Consider the following 22,780-nt stretch of genomic DNA (forward strand, 5'->3'; position numbering starts at 1 on the left):
AAACGTCCCGCCCCGCCTGCATCGGGGTGTTACGTAAAACATGAGGCCAGCAGGCTGAAAACCAGGCCCAGAAGGGCGATCAGCGTTTCCACCACGGACCATGTCCGGATGGTCTGTCCCACGCTCAGGCCCAGATACTCCTTTATCTGCCAGAAACCGGCATCATTGAGGGGGCCAAGCGCGACAGATCCCGCGCCCGTGACAATCACCATCAGTTCGGGCGACACGCCATGGCTGTGCTGCAGGATCGGCCCGACGATCCCTGATGCCGTGCTCATCGCGACAGTGGCCGATCCGGTCGCCACCCGCACCACGACCGCCAGCAGCCATGCCAGAACCAGCAGCGGCACGTGAGCGCCCAGCGCCAGCGTCGTGATGGCCGAGGAAACGCCGCTATCGACCAGTTCGCGGCCAAATCCCCCGCCCGCGCCAACCAGCAGGATGATCAGCGCGGTGGGACCCAGGCACTCATTGCTGAATTTCAGCACGGTCTCGCGCGAAAAGCCCCGCGCGGTTCCCAGCACGTAGAATGACAGGAGTGTCGCGATCATCAGGGCGATATCGGGATTGCCGATAAAATGAAGGAACGTATTGGGACCGTTTCCGGGGTGTGAGAGCAGGTCCGCGCCCGATCCCACCATCATCAGGATGACCGGGCACATGATCGCAAGGACGGTGGTCAGGAAGGGGGGCAGTTGCGCCGGCGGCTGCCTGCTGACGAACTGCTCCGCCAGTCCGGCCTCATGCGTCGGGCCGATCCGCGGGGCGATGAACCGGGCATAGACAGGCCCGGCAAGGGCGGCGGTCGGGGTCCCGATCAGGATTCCCCACAGGATGGTACGCCCCATATCCGCCTGATAGGCCGCCTGCGCCAGTAATGTCGCGGGATGCGGGGGGATCATCGCGTGCGTCACCGACAGCGCGGCCCCCATCGGCAGGGCGATCAGCACCAGTGGCGTTTCCGTCCGCCGCGCCAGCGTATAGGCCAGCGGGATGAGCAGGACGAAGCCGACCTCGAAAAAAACCGGCAGCCCGACCAGCAGCCCGATGACCATCATGGCCCAGCTGACGCGCCGTGTGCCGGCGATGCGGGTGATGGTCAGGGCGATCTGGTCCGCCCCCCCTGATTCCGCCAGCATCTTGCCCAGCATCGTGCCCAGCGCGATGACCGTGGCCACGTGGCCCAGCACCTTGCCGGTTCCGGCCTCGAAGGAGGCGATTGCCTTTTGCGGCGGCATCCCGGCGCACAGCGCCAGCAGGATAGAGACACCGAACAGTACGATGAAGGGATTGATCTTGTAGCGCGCGATAAGCGCCACCACGGCGGTTATGGCCATGACGGCAAGGGCGACGGCAAGGAATGGGGACATCATCACATCTGAAAAAATATTGTCATGGGAGGGTTATCGTCGCGCCCCCGGTTGCGTCCCCTGTCGGGAGTCTGGGGCGGGAAACACGAGGGGCGCGTCATGCGACGCATGTAAAGCGTAACGCGGGACGGACGGCGGGGGATCCACGATCTCCAGCATCCGTGTAGGGAAGACGGCTGGAAAAAATTATCCTTTCCCATAAGGTGACGGAATATGGCCGATGGATGCAAGCCGTCGTCTGACAGGCCATATTCGACCAGTGACAACCGTTACAAATAACAAAACAGAATGAAAGACGTCCGCGCTTTCATCATAAAACCGGGTAAGGAAACTGTCATGTCGTCAATTCAGACCCCGACATCACCACCAGGCACGGAAAAAGGGGACGCCTCGTCCGAATTCCTTGCCCGCTCCGTCGGGGTCAGCCTGCTCGCCGCGCTGGCAGGGCTGATGTTCGGCCTTGATACGGGCGTCATCGCGGGGGCCCTGACCTTTATTGGCGATGAATTCCATGCCTCCGCCCAGATGCAGGAATGGATTGTTTCCTCCATGATGGCAGCCGCGGCGATAGGTTCGATCGTCGCGGGCAACCTGTCGTTCCGTTTCGGTCGCCGCAAGGCGCTGATGGGGGCTGCGGTGCTGTTCCTTGCCGGGTCGGTGACATGCGCGCTGGCGCCGTCCGTCTTCGTGCTTGTCGTCGGGCGCATCTTCCTCGGGCTTGCGGTCGGGATCGCGGCATTTACCGCGCCGCTCTATATTTCCGAAGTTGCCGTGGAATCCGCCCGTGGTTCGCTGATTTCGTGTTACCAGCTGATGATGACGCTGGGTATCTTCCTGGCCTATGTGGTTGACAGTTTCCTGTCCTATGGCGGGCACTGGCGGTGGATGCTGGGGCTTATGACCCTTCCGGCGCTGGTGTTCTTCATTGGCTGCCTGTTCCTGCCCGACAGCCCGCGCTGGCTGATGATGCGCGGCGATACGCGCCATGCGCGCCTGGTGATGCGGTATCTGCGCTCCAGCCCGCAGGAGGCCGACCGCGAAATCGCCGATATCGCGACGGAGCTGAAGAAGGATCACGGAAACGTCTGGACCTTTTTCCGCACGAATTCGAATTTCCGCCGTTCGGTCGGGCTGGGAATGCTGTTGCAGGTGATGCAGCAGCTGACGGGCATCAACGTGCTGATGTATTACGCACCCAAGGTCTTTCAGGCCGCGCATTTCGGCGTCGCGGCCTCCACATGGTCCACGGCGATCATCGGGCTGGTCAACATGGCGGCGACGGGACTGGCGATCATGTTCATCGACCGCTGGGGGCGTCGGCCGCTGCTGCTGCTCAGCTGTGTCGTCATGACCTTCAGCATGGCGGTGGCGGGACTGCTGGTTGCGATGGGGGCATCCACCCTGCCGGAGGAAATCGGCATGGTGGCCGCGCTGCTCCTGTTCGTCGCGGGGTTTGCGATGGGGGCGGGACCGCTGGTCTGGACGCTGTGTTCGGAAATCCAGCCCCTGCGCGGGCGTGATTTTGGCATCGCGTGTTCGACCTTCACGAACTGGGCGGCCAACTGGCTGATCAGCAACACCTTCCTGTCGGTCCTTGAAGGGCTGGGGGAGGCACGGACCTTCTGGCTGTTCGCGGTGATGAACGGGATCTTCATCCTTGTCACCATCGGTTTCGTGCCGGAGACCAAGGGGGTTTCCCTCGAAGCGATCGAGGATCACCTGATGAGTGGCCGTCCGTTGCGCGACCTTGGCCGCTGAGGGGCGGAAGGCAGGCATGGCAATACCCTGAAATCGTAAAGGTTCTTGGTGAAGCTTTTGTCAAAAAGCCTTGAAAGATGTTGCCTTTTCCAACAGGCGACACCCGGAAACTTCCATTATTTTTTATCAGCATGACAGATGGCAGGTGCAATGATCATCCGGACTGACGAAACATTCGATATCGACACGCCGTCGGGCGGAATGCGCCTGCATGTTTTCCGCCCGGCGGTCGAAGGGCGCTTTCCCGGTGTCGTGCTGTTTTCCGAGATCTATCAGCTCACGGCCCCGATCCGCAGGCTCGCCGCCATGGTCGCGGGACAGGGATATGTCGTCGCGGTGCCCGAGGTCTATCATGAATACGAACCGAAAGGGACGGTGCTGGCCTATGACAAGGCGGGCACGGACCGGGGCAATGTGCTGAAATACACCAAGCCGCTGGCCGGGTATGACCATGACGCGCGGGCGGCCATTTCATGGCTGGTGAATGAATGTCCGGCCTGTTCGGGGCGGGTCGGGACGCTGGGGGTCTGCCTGGGCGGTCATCTCGCCTTTCGGGCCGCCTTCGATCCCCGCGTGCAGGCGGCGGCCTGTTTCTATGCCACCGATATCCATTCCTCCTCCCTCGGCGAAGGGAAGCATGACGATACGCTTGACCGCCTGGTGGAAATCGGCGGGGAGGTGATGATGGTCTGGGGACGGCAGGACCCGCACGTGCCCTTCGCCGGCCGGCAGATGATCCGTGAGCGCATGGAGCAGGCGGGCCTGCGTTATGAATGGCATGAATTCAATGCCCAGCACGCCTTTTTGCGTGACGAAGGGCCACGTTACGACCCGGCCCTGTTTCTGGGATGCATGGAATTGGTCAGGGCGCTGTTCCACCGTGCCCTGACATAGGTACCTTGCCGCACCTTCAGCGCGTCATCAGGCCCGCCAGCAGGACCAGCGCCACGGCAATGCCGGTTTCACGGTTGAAACGGAACAGGCGCAGGCATTGCGGGGCATCATGTTCGTCAAGCCGCGCGACCTGCCACGCCAGCAGCGCGGCCGGCAGGGGCAGCGTTACCCAGAAACCCCACCCCTGATGGGAAAGGGCGGCCGCCGTTGCAAGGGCCGCCAGCGCGATGACGTAACACGCCCCGACAAAACCGCGCGCCTGGCTGGCCATCAGGCGCGAGGTGGATTTGACGCCGATGCGCGCGTCGTCCTCCATGTCCTGAAAGCCATAGATCGTATCAAAGCCCAGCTGCCACATGATGGTGGCGGCATAAAGCGCCCCCTGCGCCAGATCGAGGTGGTCCGCCGCCGCCGCGTAGCCAAGTGGCGCGCCAAAGCCAAAGGTGAACCCCATGACAAGCTGGGGCCACCACGTCACGCGCTTGGCAAGGGGATACAGCGCCACCAGCAGCAGCGAGGACGCGCCCAGCACCCGCGACAGGGGATTGAGGCACATCAGGATGTTGAACCCGATCAGCAGCAGCGCCAGCAGGAACAGCCCCGCCTCGCGCATGCGCAGCGCGCCGCTGGCCAGCGGGCGGCCCGCGGTCCGCGCCACCATCCGGTCGATGTCGCGATCCCACATGTCATTGACGACGCAGCCCGCGGCCCGCATGACGATGCTGCCGATGCCGAACAGCACGATCAGGCGTATCCGCTCATGCGGTTCGACCCCGGCGGGCAGCAGGATGCCCCATACCCCCGGCAGGAACAGCAGCCACGTCCCGATGGGCCGGTCCAGCCGCGCCAGCAGCGCATAGGGACGCACCGGGGCGGGCAGCCGTCCGATCCAGCCGTCGGTGCGGATGTCGGTATGGGACGCAGGCTGGGTCACGGCATGTATTCTCCCGGCGATGAGGTCCGGCATGACGCCGGACAACCTGACTGCTAATGCGGAAGACAGATGGGCCGGATGATCGCGCGCGGTCAAGTCCGGGCCGATACGATCGCAGGACACAGATAGAGGAAACATCATGAGGGACAGCCCACGCCTGTTCATGGACCCCCAGGCATATCCGCCGTTGCAGCCTGACATGGTGGTCCGCCTGGAACCCGATCGCGCGCATTATCTGGGCAACGTGCTGCGCCTGTCCGCCGGGGCGCGGGTTGTCGTGTTCAATGCCCGCGATGGCGAATGGTCCGCCGGGATCGAGGCGTTGCGTCGCGACCGTGGTGAAATACGCCTGACGCGGATGGAGCGCGCGCCCCAGGCCACGGCGGGGCCGGCACTTTTCTTCGCGCCGCTGAAACGTGATGCCACGGAAATGGTTATCCGCATGGGCACCGAACTGGGGGTGAGCTGCTTCCAGCCGGTTTTTACGGAGCGGACGAATACCCATCGCCTGAACGAGGCGCGGCTGGGCGCGATCGCCCGCGAAGCCAGCGAACAGTGCGAGCGGCTGGATGTTCCCGATATCCGCCCGCCATGCCCGATGGCGGACGTAATTGCGCACTACCCGTCGGATATGCGACTGTTCGTTGCGCTGGAGCGTCTGGACGCCGCCGCGGATCCCGACGGAATTCCCGCCGCCCGCCCTGGGGACGGCCTGCTGATCGGGCCGGAGGGTGGTTTTTCCGCGCGGGAGCAGGAATTCCTGCGCGGGCAGCCCTTTACACGCGTCCTGTCCCTTGGGCCGCTTGTACTGCGCGCGGATACGGCGGCCGCGGCCGGACTGGCCCTGATGGGGGCCGGTCTGCGCAGGCGGGCCGTTTCGGGGTTATAGACCGCGCCGCTTTCTGGCATAGGGGCCACATCCGGTCCATTATGTCCTGTCCTATTTCTGTAACGAGGATTTCCGCCCCGTCATGTCCAATCCTGGCGATCAAGATACAACCCCGATCGAATCGGTTTCCCAGCTTGCCGGCGTATTGGCGCAGGGGGCAAAACCAAAAGACGCGTGGCGGATCGGCACGGAGCACGAGAAATTCGGCTTCATACGTCCTCAGGCCACGCGGCCCGGCCACAGGCCGTGGATGCCCCCGCCGTACGAACCCGACGGAATTCACGCCGTCCTGTCCGCCATGCAGCAGCAGAACGGCACGTTATGGCATGACATCCGTGACAAGGGGGCGCTGATCGGCCTGAAAGGGCTGAATGCCCAGAAAGGCGCGTCGATTTCGCTGGAGCCGGCGGGACAGTTCGAACTGTCGGGCAAGCCCCTTGCGAGCCTGCATGAAACACGGGCGGAAATGGCCGGGCATTTCAGCGACCTTCACCCGATCTGCGAGATGCTGGGTCTGGGGTTCGCGCCACTGGGCTTTCATCCCTTCGCCCGGCGCGAGGACATGCCCCGCATGCCCAAAAGCCGCTATGCCATCATGCAGGCCTATATGCCCACGGTCGGAAGCCTGGGTCTGGACATGATGCTGCGGACATGCACCGTGCAGGTCAATCTGGATTTCGCGTCCGAACAGGACATGATACGCAAGATGCGTGTCTCCCTCGCGCTGCAGCCGGTGGCGACGGCGCTGTTCGCGAATTCTCCGTTTTACGAAGGCCACCCCAACGGACTGCTGTCGAACCGGGCGCATGTCTGGACGGACACGGACAACCGGCGCTCGGGCATGCCGCTGGAATTCTTCGCGCCTTCCTTCGGGTTCGAATCCTATGTCGAATGGCTGCTGGACGTGCCGATGTATTTCATCATGCGCGACGGCAGGATCCATGATGTGGCGGGCCGTTCCTTTCGCGCATGGATGAAAGGGGAGTATCAGGAGGGGCTGGAAGGGCTGACGCCGACGATCGGCGATTTCGAGGACCATATGACCACCGCCTTTACCGACGTGCGGCTCAAGCAGTTTCTGGAAATGCGCGGCGCGGATGCCGGATCGCCGGAAATGATGCTGGCGCAGTCCGCGCTGTGGGTGGGGATCCTGTATGACGACGCCGCGTTAAGTGCGGCCGACGCGCTGGTGCACGAACAGCCATGGACCAGTTATGCCGACCTGCGCGCGCAGGTGCCGCGTCTGGGACTGGATGCCCCGTGGGCGGGGGGGAAGGCACGGGACCTGGCCGCGCGCATGGTGGACATCGCCACGGACGGGTTGCGTGCCCGCGCGTGCAGGGATGCGACGGGCGCGGATGAAACGCGCTACCTCGCCCCGCTGCAGGAAATCGTCGCGGGCGGCCCGACGCAGGCCGAGGCATGGCTTGCGGCCTATCACGGGCGCTGGAACGGGGATGTGACCCGTATTTTTGACGAAGCCGCGATCTAAGCGGAACTGGGTGCCCGCACATGAGTCCCGGTTATCAAATGACGATGACCGGAAGCATGTAATGACGAGGCGGCCATGTATTGGATGCAGGCATTTTCAGAAAAACGGTAATCTTTCCTTTATTGTTCCGCATGTCTTCGGGTTGTTTTTTGTATAATGAGAATTATTTTCGTTTTCTGAAATGACTTGAGCGCAGTAAGCACTTTCTGCATACAGTAATGCATGCGTAAATTCTCGACATTGACGGATCAGGAAATCCTTGCCCTCGCCATTTCGAACGAGGAAGAGGACGGACGCATCTATTCCGACTTTGCTTACGCCACGCGGGACAAATTTCCCGATACTTCGAAAATCTTTTCCGACATGGCGGCGGAGGAGGATCAGCACCGCCGTGATCTGATCGACCTCTATGCCGACAGGTTCGGCCCCCATATTCCCCTGATCCGGCGTCAGGACATCGCGGGCTTTCTGGTGCGCAAGCCGGCATGGCAGATCCAGGGGCAGGGGATTGACGTCGTGCGCCGCCACGCCCGCCAGATGGAGATGGATGCGGCGCGTTTCTACCGTCAGGCCGCGACACGCACCACGGATGCGAAAACCCGCAAGCTGCTGGGCGATCTGGCCCTGGCCGAAGACAGGCATGAACAGGCGGCCGGGGCGATTGAACTGGACCGGCTGCCCGCCTCCAAGCGCGAGATGGAGGACGAGGACGCCCGCCGCCGCTTTGTCCTGCAGATTATCCAGCCCGGGCTGGTTGGCCTCATGGACGGGTCGGTGTCCACGCTTGCGCCGGTTTTCGCCGCGGCCTTCGCCACCCATGTGCCATGGAATGCATTCCTGGTGGGCATGGCGGCATCGGTCGGCGCCGGGATCTCCATGGGCTTTGCCGAAGCGCTGTCCGATGATGGCAAGCTGTCGGGCCGTGGCGCGCCGCTGCTGCGCGGGCTGATCTGCGGGCTGATGACCACGGCGGGGGGAATCGGCCATACGCTGCCGTTCCTTATCGACAATTTCACGTCGGCGCTGATGGCGGCGATCATCGTGGTCATCCTTGAACTGTTCGTCATCTCGTGGATACGGTGGCGGTATCAGGACACGCCGTTCGGCTCCGCCATCGTCCAGATCGTCATTGGCGGCGCGCTGGTGTTCGCCGCTGGCGTGCTGATCGGAAGTTCCGGCTGACTCTTTCGCCGCCCGCGCCTTGATCTTGACGAAGTGATGGGGCACCCACATGCATGCGCTTTTTCTGGCCGGGTTCCTTTTCGATGAAACATCCTGATGGCTTCCATTTCCCGCATCCGCATGGGATGCGCCTGCTGGCGCTTGCGCTGCTGCTTGCCGGCGGGACAGTGCTGCATCCCCGGCCCGCCATGGCGCAGATGGTCGTGGGCGCATCGGATCAGGACCATGCGCTGATCAAGCGAATCGAGGACCACCTCAACACCATCACGCTGCTGACGGCGCAGTTCCATCAGGTGGCCCCGGACGGCAAGCAGTCCACGGGCACGGCGTGGCTGGACCGCACGAACCGTCGCATGCGCTTCCAGTACGATGCGCCAAGCCCGCTGCTGTTGGTGGCCAACCATGATCAGGTTGTCTTCAACGACAGCCAGTTGGGCCAGACCACGACCATGCCGATGGACAAGACCCCCATCGGGCTTCTGCTGCGCCCGCATCTGGAACTGTCGGGGGATGTGCGCGTGACGGCCCTGATGCACGAAGGGCCGGAGATTGAAATTACGCTGGTGCGCGATGAATCCCCCGGCGATGGCAGCCTTACCCTGCTGTTTCACGAGGGCAAGACCCTGCTGCTGCGGGGCTGGATCGTTCAGGATGCGCAGGGGGCCAGCACGCGCGTGGACCTGCTGCATGCCACAGTCGGCGGGCCGCCGCCGCCTGACCGCCTGTTTGATACGGACATCGGGGACAGGTAGGGAAAAGGGCGCGCGCTGCCCGGCCCGTCATCCGGCGTCGCGCGTCATCTCCAGCGCCCGGGCATAGACCGTGCGGCGGGGCAGGTTGACGATCCCCGCCACCAGCGATGCCGCGTCCTTGATCGAAAGGGTTTTCAGGGCCTCGCGCAGATGGGTGTCCAGATCCTGAGACCCCGTATCGTCCGCGGGCGGCGGCCCGAGGACGACCGTGATTTCCCCACGCGCCGCATGGTCGCGGTAATGCGCCGCCAGTTCCCCGACCGGGCCGCGCCGGACTTCCTCGAACCGCTTGGTCAGTTCGCGCGCCACGGCGGCGGGACGTTCCGGCCCGAATACCTCCGCCAGCGATGCAAGCATTTCCGCCAGTCGGTGCGGTGCCTCATGCCAGAGGATGGTGGCCGACAGACCCGCCTGTTCCGCCGCGCGCAGGACGGACAGGTTTTCCCGCCGTGCCGAATCGCGGGGGGGAAGGAACCCGCAGAACATGAAAGGATGCGGCGGCAGCCCCGACAGGGTCAGCGCCATGATGGCCGCGTTTGCCCCCGGGACGGCGGTTACATGGCCGCCGCCCGCGATCACGGCGCGCACCAGCCGGTATCCGGGATCCGACATCAGGGGCGTGCCCGCGTCGGAAATGACCGCGATCCTGCGTCCCTGTTCCAGAAGCTCCAGCAGGCCGGGAATGCGCTCCTGCTCGTTATGGTCATGCAGGGGGCGGGTCCGGGTCCTGATGCCGTGGGCCTGCAGCAGCTTCGCGCTGGTGCGCGTGTCCTCGCACAGGATCAGGTCCGCCTCGTTCAGGCATTCCACGGCACGGGCCGAAATATCGCCCATATTGCCGATTGGCGTCGCCACCAGTGTCAGTATGCCGCCGTCTTGCGATGATATGACGCGCATATCTTCTTTCCCTGCATGACGCGCCTGCGCTTCTCCGCTATGGATCATTGCGGATCGAGATTGCAGAGGCGCAAGAAATGAGTCGTCAGACATTGGTAACCCGCAGATTTGGACAGGATACTGTTTCTGCCACTCATGGCTTTCCTTGCAAGAGCTTATTGATGGCCGGGGTGCTGATGTCCACGCTTGCCGCCTGCGCGGGGGGCGGCCATGGACCCGGGACGTCGCATGCCGGACGCAATGTGGGCGTCCTGCTGCCCCTGACGGGCAATAACGCGCGTCTGGGTCAGGAAATGCTCAGCGCCGCGCGGATGGCCATGAATACGCCGGGCGCCCCCACGCTTGATATCCACGACACGGCGGCCCCGGGCGGGGCAACTGCCGCGGCGCAGGCGGCGGTAAAGGCGAAGGACGGCATCATTCTTGGCCCCCTGACTGCCGGCGACGCGACGCAGGCGGCCACGGTCACGGCGCAGACGGACCTGCCGATGCTGGCTTTCACATCCGATGTGTCCGTCGCGCGGCCCGATGTCTGGATCCTGGGGATCGCCCCGGAACAGCAGGTGCGTCGCATGGTGGGCGCGGCAATAAAGGAAAATCGTCAGCATTTCGCGGCGTTCCTGCCTGATAACGCGCTGGGTCACGCGATGGGAAGCGCCCTTCAGCAGAGCTGTAGCGAACATGGACTGTCCTCGCCCCAGATCGTGTACCATGGCGCGACCGCCACCGAAATTACCGAGCAGCTGAAGACGTTCTCCGCCTACGAAAGCCGTGCCGCGACCGCAGCCACGCAGGCGGCGGCCACGGCCGCGCAGGAACCCGCGCCTGCGGGCGTCGATCCTGCCAATCCGGATTCGCCCGCCGCGCCGGAAACGGCCGCGTCCCCGGCGCCCGCCACGTCCGCGCCAGAAGAGGTCCACCTGCCGCCACCGCCGTTCGATGCGCTTTTGCTGGCGGATACGGGGCTGCAGCTGGGTCATGTCATCGCGGCCATGCGCACGGCCCAGATTTCCCCGACCGAGACGCGGATCATGGGGCCGGGGCTGTGGGGTGCTTTCGCGGGCAAGCTGGCGCAGTTGCAGAATGCCTGGTACGCCGCGCCGGACCCGGCCAGCCGCCAGCATTTCGTGCAGCTGTTCATGGCGCAGTACCACCATATGCCCACGCCGCTGGCGGATCTGTCCTATGACGCGGCCGCGCTGGTAAAGGCACTGGATCAGGCCCCCCGTGCACCGGGGGCGAAAAACGGGTATTCCGTGACAGCCCTGACCCGGCCGGAAGGGTTTTCAGGGGTGGATGGCGTGTTTGGATTTACCGGGAATGGCCGGACGCGTCGTGATCTGGCGATTTTCCAGATCCTGCCCGAAGGCGGCAGCCGGATTGTTCAGGCCCCATCGGGACGCCTGCAGAACGGCACGAACTGAAAGCCGGGGAGTTTTCCCCGCTTACGCGCGGATATGATGAAAGGCTGCGGCAATCATGCCGCAGCGGTCGCGCCACAGGACAGTACCGGGCGAATGGCGTACAGCGCCGCTTCGAAGCTGCGATAGGAGGAAAGGCGGCGGTCGCGCAGCTGGTCGATCAGGACCCAGCGCATGCCTTCGGGACGGATCATGTAGGCGGGATCCGCGTTTTCACGCACCCAGACCAGCACATGCTCGATATCCTCGCCCTCGTCGGCGGAAGCCACGTCAACATCGCACAGTCCCATGCACATGCCCGCCTGCAGCCAGCGCATCAGGTATTCGTAATGCCGGGGCAGGAACCCGAGGCGGAACGGAACAACGTTGGAGGCAGAAACCTCATGATCCATCATGTTCATAATGTCGGCCCTCTGACTATCCTATGCGTTAACAGCACACCTTGACCGTAAGTCTTGCATGAGTGCTTGCCAAACTGAATCTGTCGTGGAAAGCCGCAGAAAGAGGCAGAAATTGCCGACCGTGGCAAAAAAGCAATGCTTTGTTGCGTTTTAGTGTCATTAAAATGCTATTTTTTAGGCAGTTGCCTATTCCATCGGCGATGCAGCCATAGCCAACTGCCCGGATGCTGGCGTATTTTCTGTTCAATGTAATCGTTGACCTGCTGGGTCAGCAGCATCTGGTCGCGTTTCCGGTCCCCTGTATCGGGAAGCTCCATCGGGGCGGAAACATGGATGCGCAGTCGCGCCGGGCCCAGCCGTTCCACATATCCCGCGATCACCGGGCAACGCTGCCGTAGGGCCATCGCCGCCATGGCGCTGGCTGTCATTGCGGGCTGGCCGAAGAAACGTGCCTCGACTCCATCATTCATCTTCTGGTCCACCAGCATGCCCAGATGGCCGCCACGGATCAGGTGGGCCAGCGCCTGCCGCGCACCGCGCGCCCCCTTGGCGAACAGGGGGACCGCCTGTCCCATGGCTTCGTCACGCAGGTCGCACAGCATGCGGTCCACATAGGGATTGTTGGGCGCGCGATAGAAGGAGGAGAATGCAAGCCCGTATCGCGCCACCGCCGGTGGCAGCATTTCCCAGTTGCCGATATGGCCCGACACGAACATGACGGGCTGGCCGGTCCGGGCATGGGAGCGGAGGTGTTCTTCGCCGGTCACGTCCCATCCCGGCCCGTCGGCCGGGTTGTGCGGCAGTGTTCCCAGATGGGGAAGTTCGCCCGCGTTGCGGCCGATATTCTCCCACATGTCCCGGATGATGCGTCGTCGCGACCGTGCGCCAAGATGCGGCATGACGTATCGCAGGTTGGCGTCGGCCACCTTTGAAACCGGCAGCCAGGGGCCGATTGCGCGGCACAGCCATCCTGCCGCGTTGGAGGCATGATCGGGCTTCATGCGACGCAGTCCCGCCAGCAGGCAGGAAAGCACGGTGGCCTCGATACGCATGCGGCGCGGGGGACTGGCGGGACGGCCCATCAGATGCGTCCTTCCAGCCAGGAATCCAGCAGGTGGTCGGGCGCGTGGGGATCGGACCAGTGCAGGCCAACCCCGACCACCGTGACGTGTCCGCGAAAGGCAGAAGGCAGGCGCACGAAGTCCTTGGGCGTAGTCACCAGTCGGGCATCCATGTCTGTGGAAATCTCAAGCAGTCGCGCAAGTTCGCCGCGACGATAGGGATGATGGTCGGCAAATGCGATGCCGCGTTGCAGGCTGAATCCCGACTGTTGCAGGCCATCGAAGAATTTGGAGGGACGGCCGATCCCCGCGAATGCCACGATCCGGCATCCTGCCGGCAGGCCGGATGCCTTCTGGCGCAGGGTCGCATGGTGGCATGGCATGTCTGGCGGCAGGTGGCGGATCAGCCCGGTCCGGTCAGCGCCGATCATGACCATTGCCTGTGCCCGTGAAAGACCGTTGGGAACGGGTTCGCGCAGGGGGCCGGCAGGGATGACGCGACCATTGCCAAATCCCTGATATCCATCCACCACCACCAGCGAGCAGTCACGCCAGAGCCCCGGATTCTGCAGGCCGTCATCCATGACAAGGCAGTCCGCCCCGTCCGCAATCGCAAGACGCGCGGCCCGTGCCCTGTCCCTCCCGACATAACAGGGGGCCAGGGCCGCCAGCAGCAGGGCCTCGTCCCCCACGTCGCGGGCCGTGTGCCGTGTGGGATCAACCCGTGCCGGATGGCCGATCCGCCCGCCATATCCCCGGGTGAGGAAGGCAATGGCGCGACCACGGGCCACAAGACGCGCCCCAAGGTCCAGCGCAACCGTTGTCTTGCCCGCCCCACCTGCCGTCAGGTTGCCACAGCACAGGACCGGCACCGGGGCATGCCATGGCCTGCGATGCTGGCGCCGGGCGCTGATCGCGCCATATATCGCGGCGAGGGGGGAAAGCAGTCGGGCCGCCGGGCTGTGGAAACCGGCATCCCAGTCCCAGAAACGCGGGGCCCGCATCAGGAATACACGGCCCTGAGGATGCCCCAGGCAACGCGTTGCGATATGTGGGTGTCATTGATGCAGGCGCTGCTGCTTGCCGCGATGGCATGCCGCAATGCCTGCGGATTGCACAGCATCTCCTCCAGCCACTGCGCCAGCGTCCGTTCATCGGAAACATGGGCGACGGTATCGCCAAGCACGCCATATGCCTGCCGGAAATTGGCAATCGCGGGACCGGTCGCAAGGGCGTTGCCCTGCCGCGCCGGTTCCATGGGATTATGGCCGCCACCTTCGGGCGGGGAGAGCAGGCTGTTTCCCATCAGCACCGGACAATGCAGCGCGTAAAACAGTCCCATTTCCCCCAATGTGTCACAGATCCATACGGGATCATGGGGCCGGGGGGACTGGCCCAGCGCACGACGGGGGGTCTCCGGGCCGGCATGCCGCAGCAGCGCCGCCCCACGTTCGGGGTGGCGGGGGATCAGGATGGTCAGCAGTCCGGGCACCTTGCGCCGCGCCAGTTCAGCCGCGCGAAGGACGATTTCCTCTTCCCCCGGATGGGTGGACGCCGCAATCCAGACAGGACGCTGCCCGATCTGTTTCCTGATCCGGGCCACCCCGCCATCATCGTGCGGCAGGGCAGGGGCGGCATCCTTCAGATCGCCCAACAGCGCGACCTTCCCGGCGCCCAGCGCCCGGAACCGTCGCGCGTCCTCGTCCGAGCGCGCGCAGATCCATGCAAACGAACGCAGCATGCGCCCGATCAGGCACGGCAGGCGTTGCCACATGGCATAGGAACGGTCGGACATGCGTCCGTTGATCAGGACCAGGGGAACATCTTCATGCCTGCAGGCCGCAACCATGTTCGGCCATAATTCGCTTTCCGCCAGAACCGCGCCATCGGGATGCCAGTGCCTGACGAAGCGCCGCATCCATGTCGGCACGTCGAGCGGCATGAACTGATGGATCACGCGCATGTCGTCGGGCAGTTCATGCAGGCGCTGGACCAGCAGGCGTGCCGCCGTGGTCGTGGCCGTGGTGACAAGGAACCCCAGATCAGGCCTGTCGTTGCGAAGTGCCGCAATGACGGGAAGGATGGATAATGTTTCGCCCACGCTGACGGCATGCAGCCATAACAGCGGCCCTTCGGGGCGGGGCTGTGTCGCGATGCCGCGACGTTCACGGACACGTCCGGCAATTTCCTTGCCCCGCCACACGCGCCGCCGCAGGTAAAGCCGCAGCGCGGGGGCAAGTGCTTCCGCCACGCCTGCCCATATGGCGGCCGACAGCCGGCCGCATAATCCTCCATCAGGGGGCAGACTGGCCCGGTCCGGCGCATACGTTCGCATTTTCATGCGGTTAGCATGCGCAATGACAGGGGGAAAGAAGAACTGACGCCGTCATCCTTCCCACAGGTCATGTTACGCGTCGAGAAAACGGCGGAAGCCGAACCCCTGTGCTTTTTCATGCAGGACCGATGGCTGGTAGGCCACGGTGAAACGCCGGTGCGCCTTTTCCCAGATGGCGGGATCGCTGCCATCAGGAATTTCGACGGTCGTAATGCCGCAGCGGAGCATGAATTCATACTGGTCCGGCAGGGCAGGGCCGGTCGCGCGGATTTCACCCGTGAAATGCAGATGTTCGCGCAGGGCACGCGCCTGCGTAAACGCGCGCCCATCCCTGAAGGTGGGAAAATTCACGCATACCAGTCCAAGGCGGGGCAGAATGGTGCGCAGCAACGCGACGTCGTCCTCTGGCGCCAGCCGCACGCCGAGGGGGGCGGCCTCCGCCCGGGCGAGCGCCTCTTCCAGGCGGTCGGGCGACACGATGATCGCGGTTTTGTCGGGACAGGGGGCGTCATCGGCGACGTCGGTCCAGCCATCCGCGACAATCCGGCCATTTTCAAGCAGTGGCATAGACAGCATCCTTGAAGACGGCAGCGCCAAGCCGCCGGTAGGTATCCACAAAGCGTTCATCATCGCGCCGGTGCACCAGATAGGCGTCGATCAGGGCCGCGATCGCATCGACGGTTTCATCTTCCGGCAGGGCGGGACCGAGTATCTGGCCGATGGCGGCGTCGTTTTCACCTGAGCCGCCCAGCGTCAGCTGGAAATATTCCTCTCCACGCTTGTCCACCCCCAGGATGCCGATATGCCCGGCATGATGATGTCCGCAGGCGTTGATGCAGCCGGAGATGTTGATCCGCAGCGCCCCGATACGTTCCTGCAGTCCGGCATCCGCGAAACGCGCGCTCAGCTTCTGGGCGATCGGGATGGATCGTGCATTGGCAAGCGAGCAGTAATCCAGCCCCGGGCAGGCGATGATATCCCCGACCAGCCCGATATTGGGTGTCGCCAGCCCGACCGCCAGCAGTTCCTGCCACAGCGCATGTAACTGATCCTGCCGCACATGGCCCAGAACGACGTTCTGCATGTGGGTGATGCGGATTTCGCCAAAGCTGTAGCGTTCGGAAATGTCGGCGATGGCGTCCATCTGGTCCGCCGTCACGTCGCCGGGAATGCCCCCGTCGGGTTTCAGCGAAATCACCGCGGAAATGAAGCCCGCCACCCGGTGCGGGTGCGTATTGGTGCGTACCCAGCGGTCAAAGGCGGGGACGCGTGTCCGCGCGTCGTTCATCCGCGTGGCCGCGTCCGCGGGGGCATGAAGGTCCGGCACCGCGAAACGCGCGCGGATCGCGTCCACGATCGCGGGTTCCAGACGATAGCGCGCGCGGTCCATCTGCGTGAATTCCGCGTCGACTTCCTCGCGGAAACGTTCGATGCCCAGGGCCTGCACCAGAATCTTGATGCGGGCCTTGTACATGTTGTCGCGACGCCCGTGGGCGTTATAGACGCGCACGATCGCCTCCAGCCACGCCAGCAGGTCTTCTTCCGGCAGGCTGTCACGCAACAGCACCCCGATGACCGGCGTGCGTCCCAGCCCGCCGCCGACATACACGTCGAAAACCGCGCGGCCATTGTCGCCCGGACGGGCAATCAGGCCAATATCGTGGAAACGCGCCGCGACCCGGTCATGGGGACTGCCGGTAATGGCAATCTTGAATTTCCGGGGCAGGAAGGAAAATTCTGGATGCAGGGTGGACCACTGCCGCAGGATTTCCGCGTGGATGCGTGGGTCAAGCACCTCGTCCGCCGCCGCGCCGGCGAATTCGTCGCAGGTTACGTTGCGGATGCAGTTGCCGCTGGTCTGGATGGCGTGCATGTCCACCCCGGCCAGCCGGCCGAGGATGTCTGGCGTATCCTCCAGCCGGATCCAGTTGAACTGGATGTTCTGCCGGGTGGTGAAATGCCCGTAATCACGGTCATACGTGCGCGCGATATGCGCAAGTTCGCGCATCTGCGACGCGCCAAGCATGCCATAGGGGATCGCGACACGCAGCATGTAGGCATGCAGCTGGAGATAGAGCCCGTTCATCAGGCGCAGGGGCTTGAACTGGTCTTCGCTCAGTTCGCCCGAGATGCGACGCGCCACCTGATCGCGGAACTGTTCCACCCGTTCATGCAGGAACGTGCGGTCCACCTGATCATAGGCATAGCGCCCGACGGCCGGGGCGGGGACAGTCACAGGGGTCTCAGACATGGGCATTATCCTCCTGCGGCGCGCCGGGCGCGAACTGGGGATGGACCGTGGGGCCAAAGGCGCGGATGCGTTCGCGCACCGTCAGCGGACAGATCCCCGCCGCCCGGTCATCAAGCTGCACCCCGTACACACCGACCACGCCCTGTTCCTGCTGGTCTCGCGCTGTTTCCGCGATGACGGATTCGACGCGGTCATTCGGCCACACGGCGGCATGCGCGATATCCCCGGACCACGTGCCCTGATCCGTCAGCCAGACGATGCGCCCGTCCAGAAGGCGATTGGCCGTGACAACGCTTGACCCCGTTGTCGTGCGGCGGTTGTTCCTGACGTCCACTTCCGGTCGATCCCTCTCAGGCAAGGCAGGTAGCGCATTTCCACTGTGATGAATGGAGATGCGCGGTCTTTACGCGGTGATTTGTGTATATTTTATATTCATGCCCGATGCCAGCCATATTCCCCGTCGCGAAAACGGGTCTGGCCGGATCGGGGCGGGTGGACGGAAATGTCCGCCCACCCTGTCCCGTCCCTCAGGAACGGGACCCCGTGGGGGTCAGGGCAACCGTCCGGGCAATGAACGTGACAAGGTCACGCGCGGTTGCCGGCACGTCCCGACCTTCGGTCGAAAGGCGCAGCTCAGGTTTGGCAGGGGCCTCATACGGGGCATCAACGCCGGTGAAACCTGAAATTTTGCCCGACCGCGCCGCAGCATAAAGCCCCTTGGGATCGCGGGATTCGCAGGTGGGTTGCGGCGTATCGACAAAAACCTCGTGGAACTCGTCGCCCACGATCTGACGCGCAAGTTCACGATCGGCGATCGTGGGCGAAATCAGGGCAACCAGCACGACCTGTCCGCTATCGGCAAGGATGCGCGCCACGGCGGCGGCGCGGCGGACGTTTTCACGCCGGTCCGCTTCGCTGAAGCCAAGATCCGAACACAGGCCGGCACGCAGCGTATCCCCGTCAAGCACCGAGACATCCATCCCGCGGGAGAACAGCTGCAGTTCGGCCGCGCGCGCGATGGTGCTTTTTCCCGCGCCCGGCAGGCCCGTCATCCAGAAAACGCCGCCACGATGTCCCTTGGCCTGTGCCCGGTCCCACAGGGAAACGGTGCTGCCGGTCGGATGGATGGCGTTGGTCCCGGCCACGATGTCCGCCACGCCGATCAGGGGCACGCCGCCCACGATCTGCTGGTTGCGATCCACCAGGACGCCGCGTCCATCCGCCGTGCCGGGCTGGAACGGGTCGAACTGCATCGTCTCGGATACGGCGAGGGTGATTTCGGCGAACCCTTCGGGGGGGACCATGTCGGCGGGATGTTCGGTCAGGTCCTCCAGGCGCACGACGGAATCAATGGACGCCACCGTCACCTGATGTTCCGCCGTCGCCAGCCGCAGGCGGAAACTCTCGCCAGCGCGCAGCGGCTCCTGACGCAGCCAGAACAGGCGCGCACGCACGCGCGCGCCCTGCAGTGGCGCCTCGGCAGGCGGGAAAAGCAGGTCGCCACGGTCGGGAATCACGTCGGGTTCCAGCGTGATGGCAACCGACTGTCCCGCCACCGCCGTCTCCTGCGGGGCGGTGTGCCAGCTTTCGATCGTCGCGATGCGCGCCACGGTGCCGTGGCGTCCGATCACGACCTCGTCGCCAATGTGGATGCGGCCACGCTCGATACGGCCAACGACGACGCGCTGGGCATCAAAGCGGTAGACGTCCTGCACCGGCAGGCGCAGCGGCAGGTCCGAGCGCGAGGAGGGGGCCGGCACGCGGGCCAGCGCCTCGGTCAGGGTCGGGCCCTTGTACCACGCCATCCGGTCGGACCGCGACGCGATATTGTCGCCTTCGCGGGCGGAGGCCGGCACGAACAGGGTCGGCTCGATTTCCAGCTGTTTGAGCAGGGCGGCCACGCTGTGTTCGGATGCCGTGATTTTGGCTTCGTCGTAATCCAGCAGGTCGACCTTGTTCATCAGGACGATGACGTGGCGGATGCCGATCAGGCGCAGCAGCATGGCATGGCGGCGCGTCTGTTCCTGCGCCCCCTCGGCAGCGTCAACCACCAGGACGGCGGCTTCGGCATCGGCGGCGCCGGTGATCATGTTGCGCAGGAACTGCCGGTGGCCCGGCGCATCGACGATCACGAACTGGCGCTGTCCCAGACGGAACGGGATGCGCGTCGAATCCACGGTCACGCCCTGGTCGCGCTCGATCTGCAGGCTGTCGAGCAGGAAGCTCCATTCAACCGACAGGCCGCGCTTCGTGCTGGATTCAATGATCTGCGCCACCCGTCCGTCAGGCAGGCTGTCGGTATCGTACAGCAGGCGCCCGATCAGGGTGGATTTGCCGTGATCGACATGGCCGACGATCACGATCGGGGTGGCTGCCTCCTGCGAGGCGGGGGGAGAAATCGTATTCATGTCCTTGCAGCTCCGCTCGGCCCGACGTTCACAGGTAACCAGCAACGCGAAGACGCTCGAACGCGTCCTCGGATTCATGATCCATCGCGCGTCCCGCCCGTTCCGACGTGCGCGAGGTTTCCAGCTCGGCGATCACCTCGGCCACCGTGCTGGCGTTGCTTTCGACGGGGTTGGTGATGTCCTGATCCCCCAGCGAACGGTAACGCTTGCCATTTTTCGAGAAATACAGATCGACAAGGGGAATGCCCTCGCGCTCGATGTACCGCCAGATGTCGATTTCCCGCCATGCCAGCAGGGGATGGACGCGGATATGCATGCCGGGTTCATGCGGGGTTGCGTACTGGTCCCAGAATTCGGGGGGCTGGTTGCGCACGTCCCATTTGTGGCCGGCGCCGCGCGGGCTGAACACGCGTTCCTTCGCGCGGGTGGCCTGTTCATCGCGACGGATGCCCGCGATGACGCCCGCCAGCTTGTATTTTTCAATCATCGCGGCAAGGCCCGCCGTCTTGCGCGCGGCCGAACGCGCGGCCGGGGGCAGGGTCGGGTCGATTTCCTCCACCGCCGGGCAGTCGCCCAGCAGCAGGTCGAGGTTCCATTTCTTGGTATATTCGTCGCGGAACTGGTACATTTCCGGAAATTTCTTGCCGGTATCGACATGCATGACGGGAAACGGCACGCGACCAAGGAACGCCTTGCGCGCAAGCCAGACCATCACGTTGGAATCCTTGCCCAGCGACCATAGCATCGCCAGCGGCTTGAGCTTGCGATAGGCCTCGCGGAGGATGAAAATGCTCTGGGCTTCGAGCTGATCGAGATCGTCCATGGGTTTGCAGACCTTCCTTTCCGGGGAAGCAGTGACGGGATAAGGCAAAAAGTTGTCGCCGTGGGGCATGGGGCCGTTGCGCCAGATCAGGATATCCTGCGTCAGGATACCCTGCGAAGGTGGATGCCGCATTCGGTCTTGCTCTGCCCCGCCCACCGGCCGGAACGCGGGTCGGCGTCCGCATCGACGGGGCGGGTGCATGGCGCGCAGCCGACCGAGGGGTATCCCCGCAGGCTCAGCGGATGGCGCGGCAGGTTCCGGCGCGTCATTTCCGCGTCCAGTTCGCGCGGGGTCCAGCGGATCAGCGGATTGATCTTGATACGGCCGTCATCAAGATGTTCGATCATGGGCAGGTTGGCGCGGGTGGCCGCCTGGCTGCGCTTGCGCCCCGTGATCCATCCGTCAAACGGGATCAGGGCCTCATCCAGCGGTTCCACTTTGCGCAGCGCGCAGCACGCGTCCGTGTCAAAGGCCCAGAGCTGGCCCTGCGGGTCGCGATCATGGAGCTGTGCGGGGTCGGGATGGATATCACGTACGCCCGTCAGCCCGAGGAAGCGCGCCAGTTCCTGGCGATAGGCAAGGGTTTCGGGAAAATGCTGCCCCGTATCGAGGAACAGGACAGGGACCGCGGGATCGATTTCGGCGGCCAGCGCCAGCAGGACGGCGGATTCCGTCCCGAACGAGGAAACCAGCCCGATGCGTCCGCGCAGTTCCCCCGTCAGGGCGACCCGCAGCACATCCTGCGCCGTGTTCGCTTCGGCCTGTAGCGATCGTATAATTGACGGATCAATCTTCACCAAACGATCCCCCTCCGCAGTTCACGATCTTTCATCGTTAATTTGGTGAGGAGTTAATCACTATCGTCTCCTCATGCAAGGGGAATAATACACATTCCGGGGGGATGCATGGTGGGCATATGACTTTGTTACAGCTTTATTGCACCATTTCAGATAGTGGTTATCGGCTCATGAAAACCGTAAGCTTCCCATTTTCCAGCACATGTCGCGTCACGCCCCCCAGAATCATCTGGCGCAGGCGGGAATGGGAATAAGCGCCCATGACCATCATGTCGGCCTTGAAATCGCGACATGCCTCCAGCAGGGCGGCGCCGACGCTGCGTCCGTCCGCGTGGAATTCGTGCATCGTCGTGTCGACCCCATGTATGTCCAAGTAATGCTTGACGTGGCGGGCTTCCGGCCCAAGGCGCTGGTAGCTGCGGCTGTAGAGGATGCGCACGTCCTCCGCCTCGACAATCCAGGGCAGGGCATGGCGCAGCGCGGTCGCGGCCTCCGTCGTGCCGTTCCATGCGATGCAGATGCGGCGCCCCACGCTGACCGGCCGTTCGATGGGGGCGACCACGACGCAGCGCCCGCTGTCAAACAGCGTCGCATGCAGCGCGTCAGAGGAGGAGACCTGCCCGCTGGCGCCGGTATTGCGCACGATGACGATATCGGACATCCGCGCCTGATGGGCGACGACGGTGTACATGTTGCCCGCCATGGCGGTGAAGCTGGCGCTGGGCCGGTCCATCGGAATGGTGGAAAGGGGGGAGCGCGGCGCGACAAGCGGTATGTTTTCCTCATCCATGAAACCATGGAATGCCTGTCGCACCTCGCGCAGGTGTCCCGCGCTTTCATGCAGGGCGGCGGCGATCATTTCCTGCACCATCGCGCCCGACAGCCCTTCGCCTGCTATGGGGCTGACCTCCTGCCAGTCGCTTCCGACATGCAGCCCGGCGATATGCGCGTTGAAACGCCGCGCGAACATCACGGCAATGCCAAGGGCGCTCCCTGCATTTTCCGCGCCGGACAAAGGCAGCAGGATCTTGCGGATGTGCATGGAGGCCCCTTTCGATCTGTTTGTTATTTATTCTGCGTGTCGAGAAACTCTCTCTTTCGGGAAACGGATAAGC

21 protein-coding genes are annotated in these 22,780 nt (G+C 64.0%); 7 read left to right on the forward strand and 14 right to left on the reverse strand.

The window, feature by feature from the left end:
- Positions 1 to 29: 29 nt before the first annotated feature.
- Positions 30 to 1,370, reverse strand: coding sequence for a GntT/GntP/DsdX family permease (locus CFR71_RS02135; protein WP_110526640.1), 1,341 nt, complete (start codon positions 1,368 to 1,370; stop codon positions 30 to 32).
- A 336-nt stretch (positions 1,371 to 1,706) separates the two neighbouring features.
- Here CFR71_RS02135 and CFR71_RS02140 point away from each other — a divergent pair, with 336 nt between their 5' ends.
- Together CFR71_RS02140 and CFR71_RS02145 are read left to right on the forward strand one after the other, a co-directional pair.
- The gene (locus CFR71_RS02140) at positions 1,707 to 3,128 is read left to right on the forward strand and encodes a sugar porter family MFS transporter (protein ID WP_110526410.1); all 1,422 of its coding nucleotides are present in this window, start codon (positions 1,707 to 1,709) and stop codon (positions 3,126 to 3,128) included.
- A gap of 150 nt (positions 3,129 to 3,278) precedes the next feature.
- On the forward strand, positions 3,279 to 4,022 hold the full coding sequence (locus tag CFR71_RS02145) for a dienelactone hydrolase family protein (RefSeq protein ID WP_110526413.1): 744 nt from the start codon (positions 3,279 to 3,281) through the stop codon (positions 4,020 to 4,022).
- Between the two features lie 16 nt (positions 4,023 to 4,038).
- On the opposite strand, the gene ubiA is transcribed toward CFR71_RS02145, so the two are convergent.
- Positions 4,039 to 4,989 carry a 4-hydroxybenzoate octaprenyltransferase gene (ubiA, locus tag CFR71_RS02150; protein WP_239029696.1) on the reverse strand — a complete coding sequence of 317 codons (951 nt, stop codon included), beginning with the start codon at positions 4,987 to 4,989 and terminating at the stop codon, positions 4,039 to 4,041.
- A gap of 106 nt (positions 4,990 to 5,095) precedes the next feature.
- Here ubiA and CFR71_RS02155 point away from each other — a divergent pair, with 106 nt between their 5' ends.
- The 4 genes from CFR71_RS02155 (at position 5,096) to CFR71_RS02170 (ending at position 9,271) form a co-directional block, all read left to right on the forward strand.
- The gene (locus tag CFR71_RS02155; protein ID WP_110526416.1) at positions 5,096 to 5,845 is read left to right on the forward strand and encodes a 16S rRNA (uracil(1498)-N(3))-methyltransferase; all 750 of its coding nucleotides are present in this window, start codon (positions 5,096 to 5,098) and stop codon (positions 5,843 to 5,845) included.
- Positions 5,846 to 5,927: 82 nt separating this feature from the next.
- A complete protein-coding gene (locus tag CFR71_RS02160; RefSeq protein ID WP_110526419.1) occupies positions 5,928 to 7,337 on the forward strand; it encodes a glutamate--cysteine ligase in 1,410 nt (469 codons plus the stop codon).
- 222 nt (positions 7,338 to 7,559) lie between these two features.
- The gene (mbfA, locus tag CFR71_RS02165) at positions 7,560 to 8,519 is read left to right on the forward strand and encodes an iron exporter MbfA (RefSeq protein ID WP_110526422.1); all 960 of its coding nucleotides are present in this window, start codon (positions 7,560 to 7,562) and stop codon (positions 8,517 to 8,519) included.
- An 83-nt stretch (positions 8,520 to 8,602) separates the two neighbouring features.
- A complete protein-coding gene (locus CFR71_RS02170) occupies positions 8,603 to 9,271 on the forward strand; it encodes a LolA family protein (RefSeq protein WP_239020223.1) in 669 nt (222 codons plus the stop codon).
- Positions 9,272 to 9,298: 27 nt separating this feature from the next.
- Here the strand turns inward: CFR71_RS02170 and rsmI are convergent, their stop codons facing one another.
- Positions 9,299 to 10,261 carry a 16S rRNA (cytidine(1402)-2'-O)-methyltransferase gene (gene rsmI, locus CFR71_RS02175; RefSeq protein ID WP_408891543.1) on the reverse strand — a complete coding sequence of 321 codons (963 nt, stop codon included), beginning with the start codon at positions 10,259 to 10,261 and terminating at the stop codon, positions 9,299 to 9,301.
- Between the two features lie 68 nt (positions 10,262 to 10,329).
- Between rsmI and CFR71_RS02180 the strand changes: the two genes are divergently transcribed.
- On the forward strand, positions 10,330 to 11,592 hold the full coding sequence (locus CFR71_RS02180) for a penicillin-binding protein activator (RefSeq protein ID WP_338065916.1): 1,263 nt from the start codon (positions 10,330 to 10,332) through the stop codon (positions 11,590 to 11,592).
- Between the two features lie 53 nt (positions 11,593 to 11,645).
- Here CFR71_RS02180 and CFR71_RS02185 read toward each other — a convergent pair whose 3' ends face one another.
- The 11 genes from CFR71_RS02185 to CFR71_RS02235 form a co-directional block, all read right to left on the reverse strand.
- Positions 11,646 to 11,984 carry a hypothetical protein gene (locus CFR71_RS02185; RefSeq protein WP_110526647.1) on the reverse strand — a complete coding sequence of 113 codons (339 nt, stop codon included), beginning with the start codon at positions 11,982 to 11,984 and terminating at the stop codon, positions 11,646 to 11,648.
- Between the two features lie 173 nt (positions 11,985 to 12,157).
- Positions 12,158 to 13,072: an LpxL/LpxP family acyltransferase gene (locus CFR71_RS02190; protein ID WP_110526432.1), complete on the reverse strand. Its 915-nt coding sequence runs from the start codon at positions 13,070 to 13,072 to the stop codon at positions 12,158 to 12,160.
- Positions 13,072 to 14,055 carry a tetraacyldisaccharide 4'-kinase gene (gene lpxK / locus CFR71_RS02195; protein ID WP_110526435.1) on the reverse strand — a complete coding sequence of 328 codons (984 nt, stop codon included), beginning with the start codon at positions 14,053 to 14,055 and terminating at the stop codon, positions 13,072 to 13,074. Before lpxK ends, CFR71_RS02190 begins: the two co-directional genes overlap by 1 nt.
- Positions 14,055 to 15,392, reverse strand: a complete 1,338-nt coding sequence (locus CFR71_RS02200; RefSeq protein WP_239020224.1) for a 3-deoxy-D-manno-octulosonic acid transferase — start codon at positions 15,390 to 15,392, stop codon at positions 14,055 to 14,057. The genes lpxK and CFR71_RS02200 overlap by 1 nt, the downstream gene beginning before the upstream one ends.
- A 66-nt stretch (positions 15,393 to 15,458) precedes the next feature.
- Entirely contained in the window at positions 15,459 to 15,953 is a 495-nt protein-coding gene (locus CFR71_RS02205) for a DUF934 domain-containing protein (protein ID WP_110526441.1), read from the reverse strand.
- Positions 15,940 to 17,637 carry a nitrite/sulfite reductase gene (locus CFR71_RS02210; protein ID WP_110526649.1) on the reverse strand — a complete coding sequence of 566 codons (1,698 nt, stop codon included), beginning with the start codon at positions 17,635 to 17,637 and terminating at the stop codon, positions 15,940 to 15,942. Before CFR71_RS02210 ends, CFR71_RS02205 begins: the two co-directional genes overlap by 14 nt.
- The gene (locus CFR71_RS02215; protein WP_110526444.1) at positions 17,630 to 17,971 is read right to left on the reverse strand and encodes a DUF2849 domain-containing protein; all 342 of its coding nucleotides are present in this window, start codon (positions 17,969 to 17,971) and stop codon (positions 17,630 to 17,632) included. The genes CFR71_RS02210 and CFR71_RS02215 overlap by 8 nt, the downstream gene beginning before the upstream one ends.
- 193 nt (positions 17,972 to 18,164) lie before the next feature.
- Positions 18,165 to 20,045: an adenylyl-sulfate kinase gene (cysC, locus tag CFR71_RS02220; protein ID WP_110526447.1), complete on the reverse strand. Its 1,881-nt coding sequence runs from the start codon at positions 20,043 to 20,045 to the stop codon at positions 18,165 to 18,167.
- A gap of 28 nt (positions 20,046 to 20,073) precedes the next feature.
- Positions 20,074 to 20,868, reverse strand: a complete 795-nt coding sequence (cysD, locus tag CFR71_RS02225) for a sulfate adenylyltransferase subunit CysD (RefSeq protein ID WP_110526651.1) — start codon at positions 20,866 to 20,868, stop codon at positions 20,074 to 20,076.
- 101 nt (positions 20,869 to 20,969) lie between these two features.
- A complete protein-coding gene (locus tag CFR71_RS02230) occupies positions 20,970 to 21,665 on the reverse strand; it encodes a phosphoadenylyl-sulfate reductase (protein WP_110526653.1) in 696 nt (231 codons plus the stop codon).
- A 160-nt stretch (positions 21,666 to 21,825) separates the two neighbouring features.
- Entirely contained in the window at positions 21,826 to 22,707 is an 882-nt protein-coding gene (locus CFR71_RS02235; protein ID WP_110526449.1) for a universal stress protein, read from the reverse strand.
- Positions 22,708 to 22,780: the final 73 nt, after the last annotated feature.

Source organism: Novacetimonas pomaceti, assembly GCF_003207955.1.
Lineage (GTDB): Bacteria > Pseudomonadota > Alphaproteobacteria > Acetobacterales > Acetobacteraceae > Novacetimonas > Novacetimonas pomaceti.

Excerpts from the sequence above, each read along its gene's own strand:
- CFR71_RS02135 (WP_110526640.1), bottom strand. The coding sequence starts at position 1,370 with ATGTCCCCATTCCTTGCCGTCGCCCTTGCCGTCATGGCCATAACCGCC.
- CFR71_RS02140 (WP_110526410.1), top strand. The coding sequence starts at position 1,707 with ATGTCGTCAATTCAGACCCCGACATCACCACCAGGCACGGAAAAAGGG.
- CFR71_RS02145 (WP_110526413.1), top strand. The coding sequence starts at position 3,279 with ATGATCATCCGGACTGACGAAACATTCGATATCGACACGCCGTCGGGC.
- ubiA (WP_239029696.1), bottom strand. The coding sequence starts at position 4,989 with ATGCCGGACCTCATCGCCGGGAGAATACATGCCGTGACCCAGCCTGCG.
- CFR71_RS02155 (WP_110526416.1), top strand. The coding sequence starts at position 5,096 with ATGAGGGACAGCCCACGCCTGTTCATGGACCCCCAGGCATATCCGCCG.
- CFR71_RS02160 (WP_110526419.1), top strand. The coding sequence starts at position 5,928 with ATGTCCAATCCTGGCGATCAAGATACAACCCCGATCGAATCGGTTTCC.
- mbfA (WP_110526422.1), top strand. The coding sequence starts at position 7,560 with ATGCGTAAATTCTCGACATTGACGGATCAGGAAATCCTTGCCCTCGCC.
- CFR71_RS02170 (WP_239020223.1), top strand. The coding sequence starts at position 8,603 with ATGAAACATCCTGATGGCTTCCATTTCCCGCATCCGCATGGGATGCGC.
- rsmI (WP_408891543.1), bottom strand. The coding sequence starts at position 10,261 with ATGTCTGACGACTCATTTCTTGCGCCTCTGCAATCTCGATCCGCAATG.
- CFR71_RS02180 (WP_338065916.1), top strand. The coding sequence starts at position 10,330 with ATGGCCGGGGTGCTGATGTCCACGCTTGCCGCCTGCGCGGGGGGCGGC.
- CFR71_RS02185 (WP_110526647.1), bottom strand. The coding sequence starts at position 11,984 with ATGATGGATCATGAGGTTTCTGCCTCCAACGTTGTTCCGTTCCGCCTC.
- CFR71_RS02190 (WP_110526432.1), bottom strand. The coding sequence starts at position 13,072 with ATGGGCCGTCCCGCCAGTCCCCCGCGCCGCATGCGTATCGAGGCCACC.
- lpxK (WP_110526435.1), bottom strand. The coding sequence starts at position 14,055 with ATGCGGGCCCCGCGTTTCTGGGACTGGGATGCCGGTTTCCACAGCCCG.
- CFR71_RS02200 (WP_239020224.1), bottom strand. The coding sequence starts at position 15,392 with ATGAAAATGCGAACGTATGCGCCGGACCGGGCCAGTCTGCCCCCTGAT.
- CFR71_RS02205 (WP_110526441.1), bottom strand. The coding sequence starts at position 15,953 with ATGCCACTGCTTGAAAATGGCCGGATTGTCGCGGATGGCTGGACCGAC.
- CFR71_RS02210 (WP_110526649.1), bottom strand. The coding sequence starts at position 17,637 with ATGTCTGAGACCCCTGTGACTGTCCCCGCCCCGGCCGTCGGGCGCTAT.
- cysC (WP_110526447.1), bottom strand. The coding sequence starts at position 20,045 with ATGAATACGATTTCTCCCCCCGCCTCGCAGGAGGCAGCCACCCCGATC.
- cysD (WP_110526651.1), bottom strand. The coding sequence starts at position 20,868 with ATGGACGATCTCGATCAGCTCGAAGCCCAGAGCATTTTCATCCTCCGC.
- CFR71_RS02235 (WP_110526449.1), bottom strand. The coding sequence starts at position 22,707 with ATGCACATCCGCAAGATCCTGCTGCCTTTGTCCGGCGCGGAAAATGCA.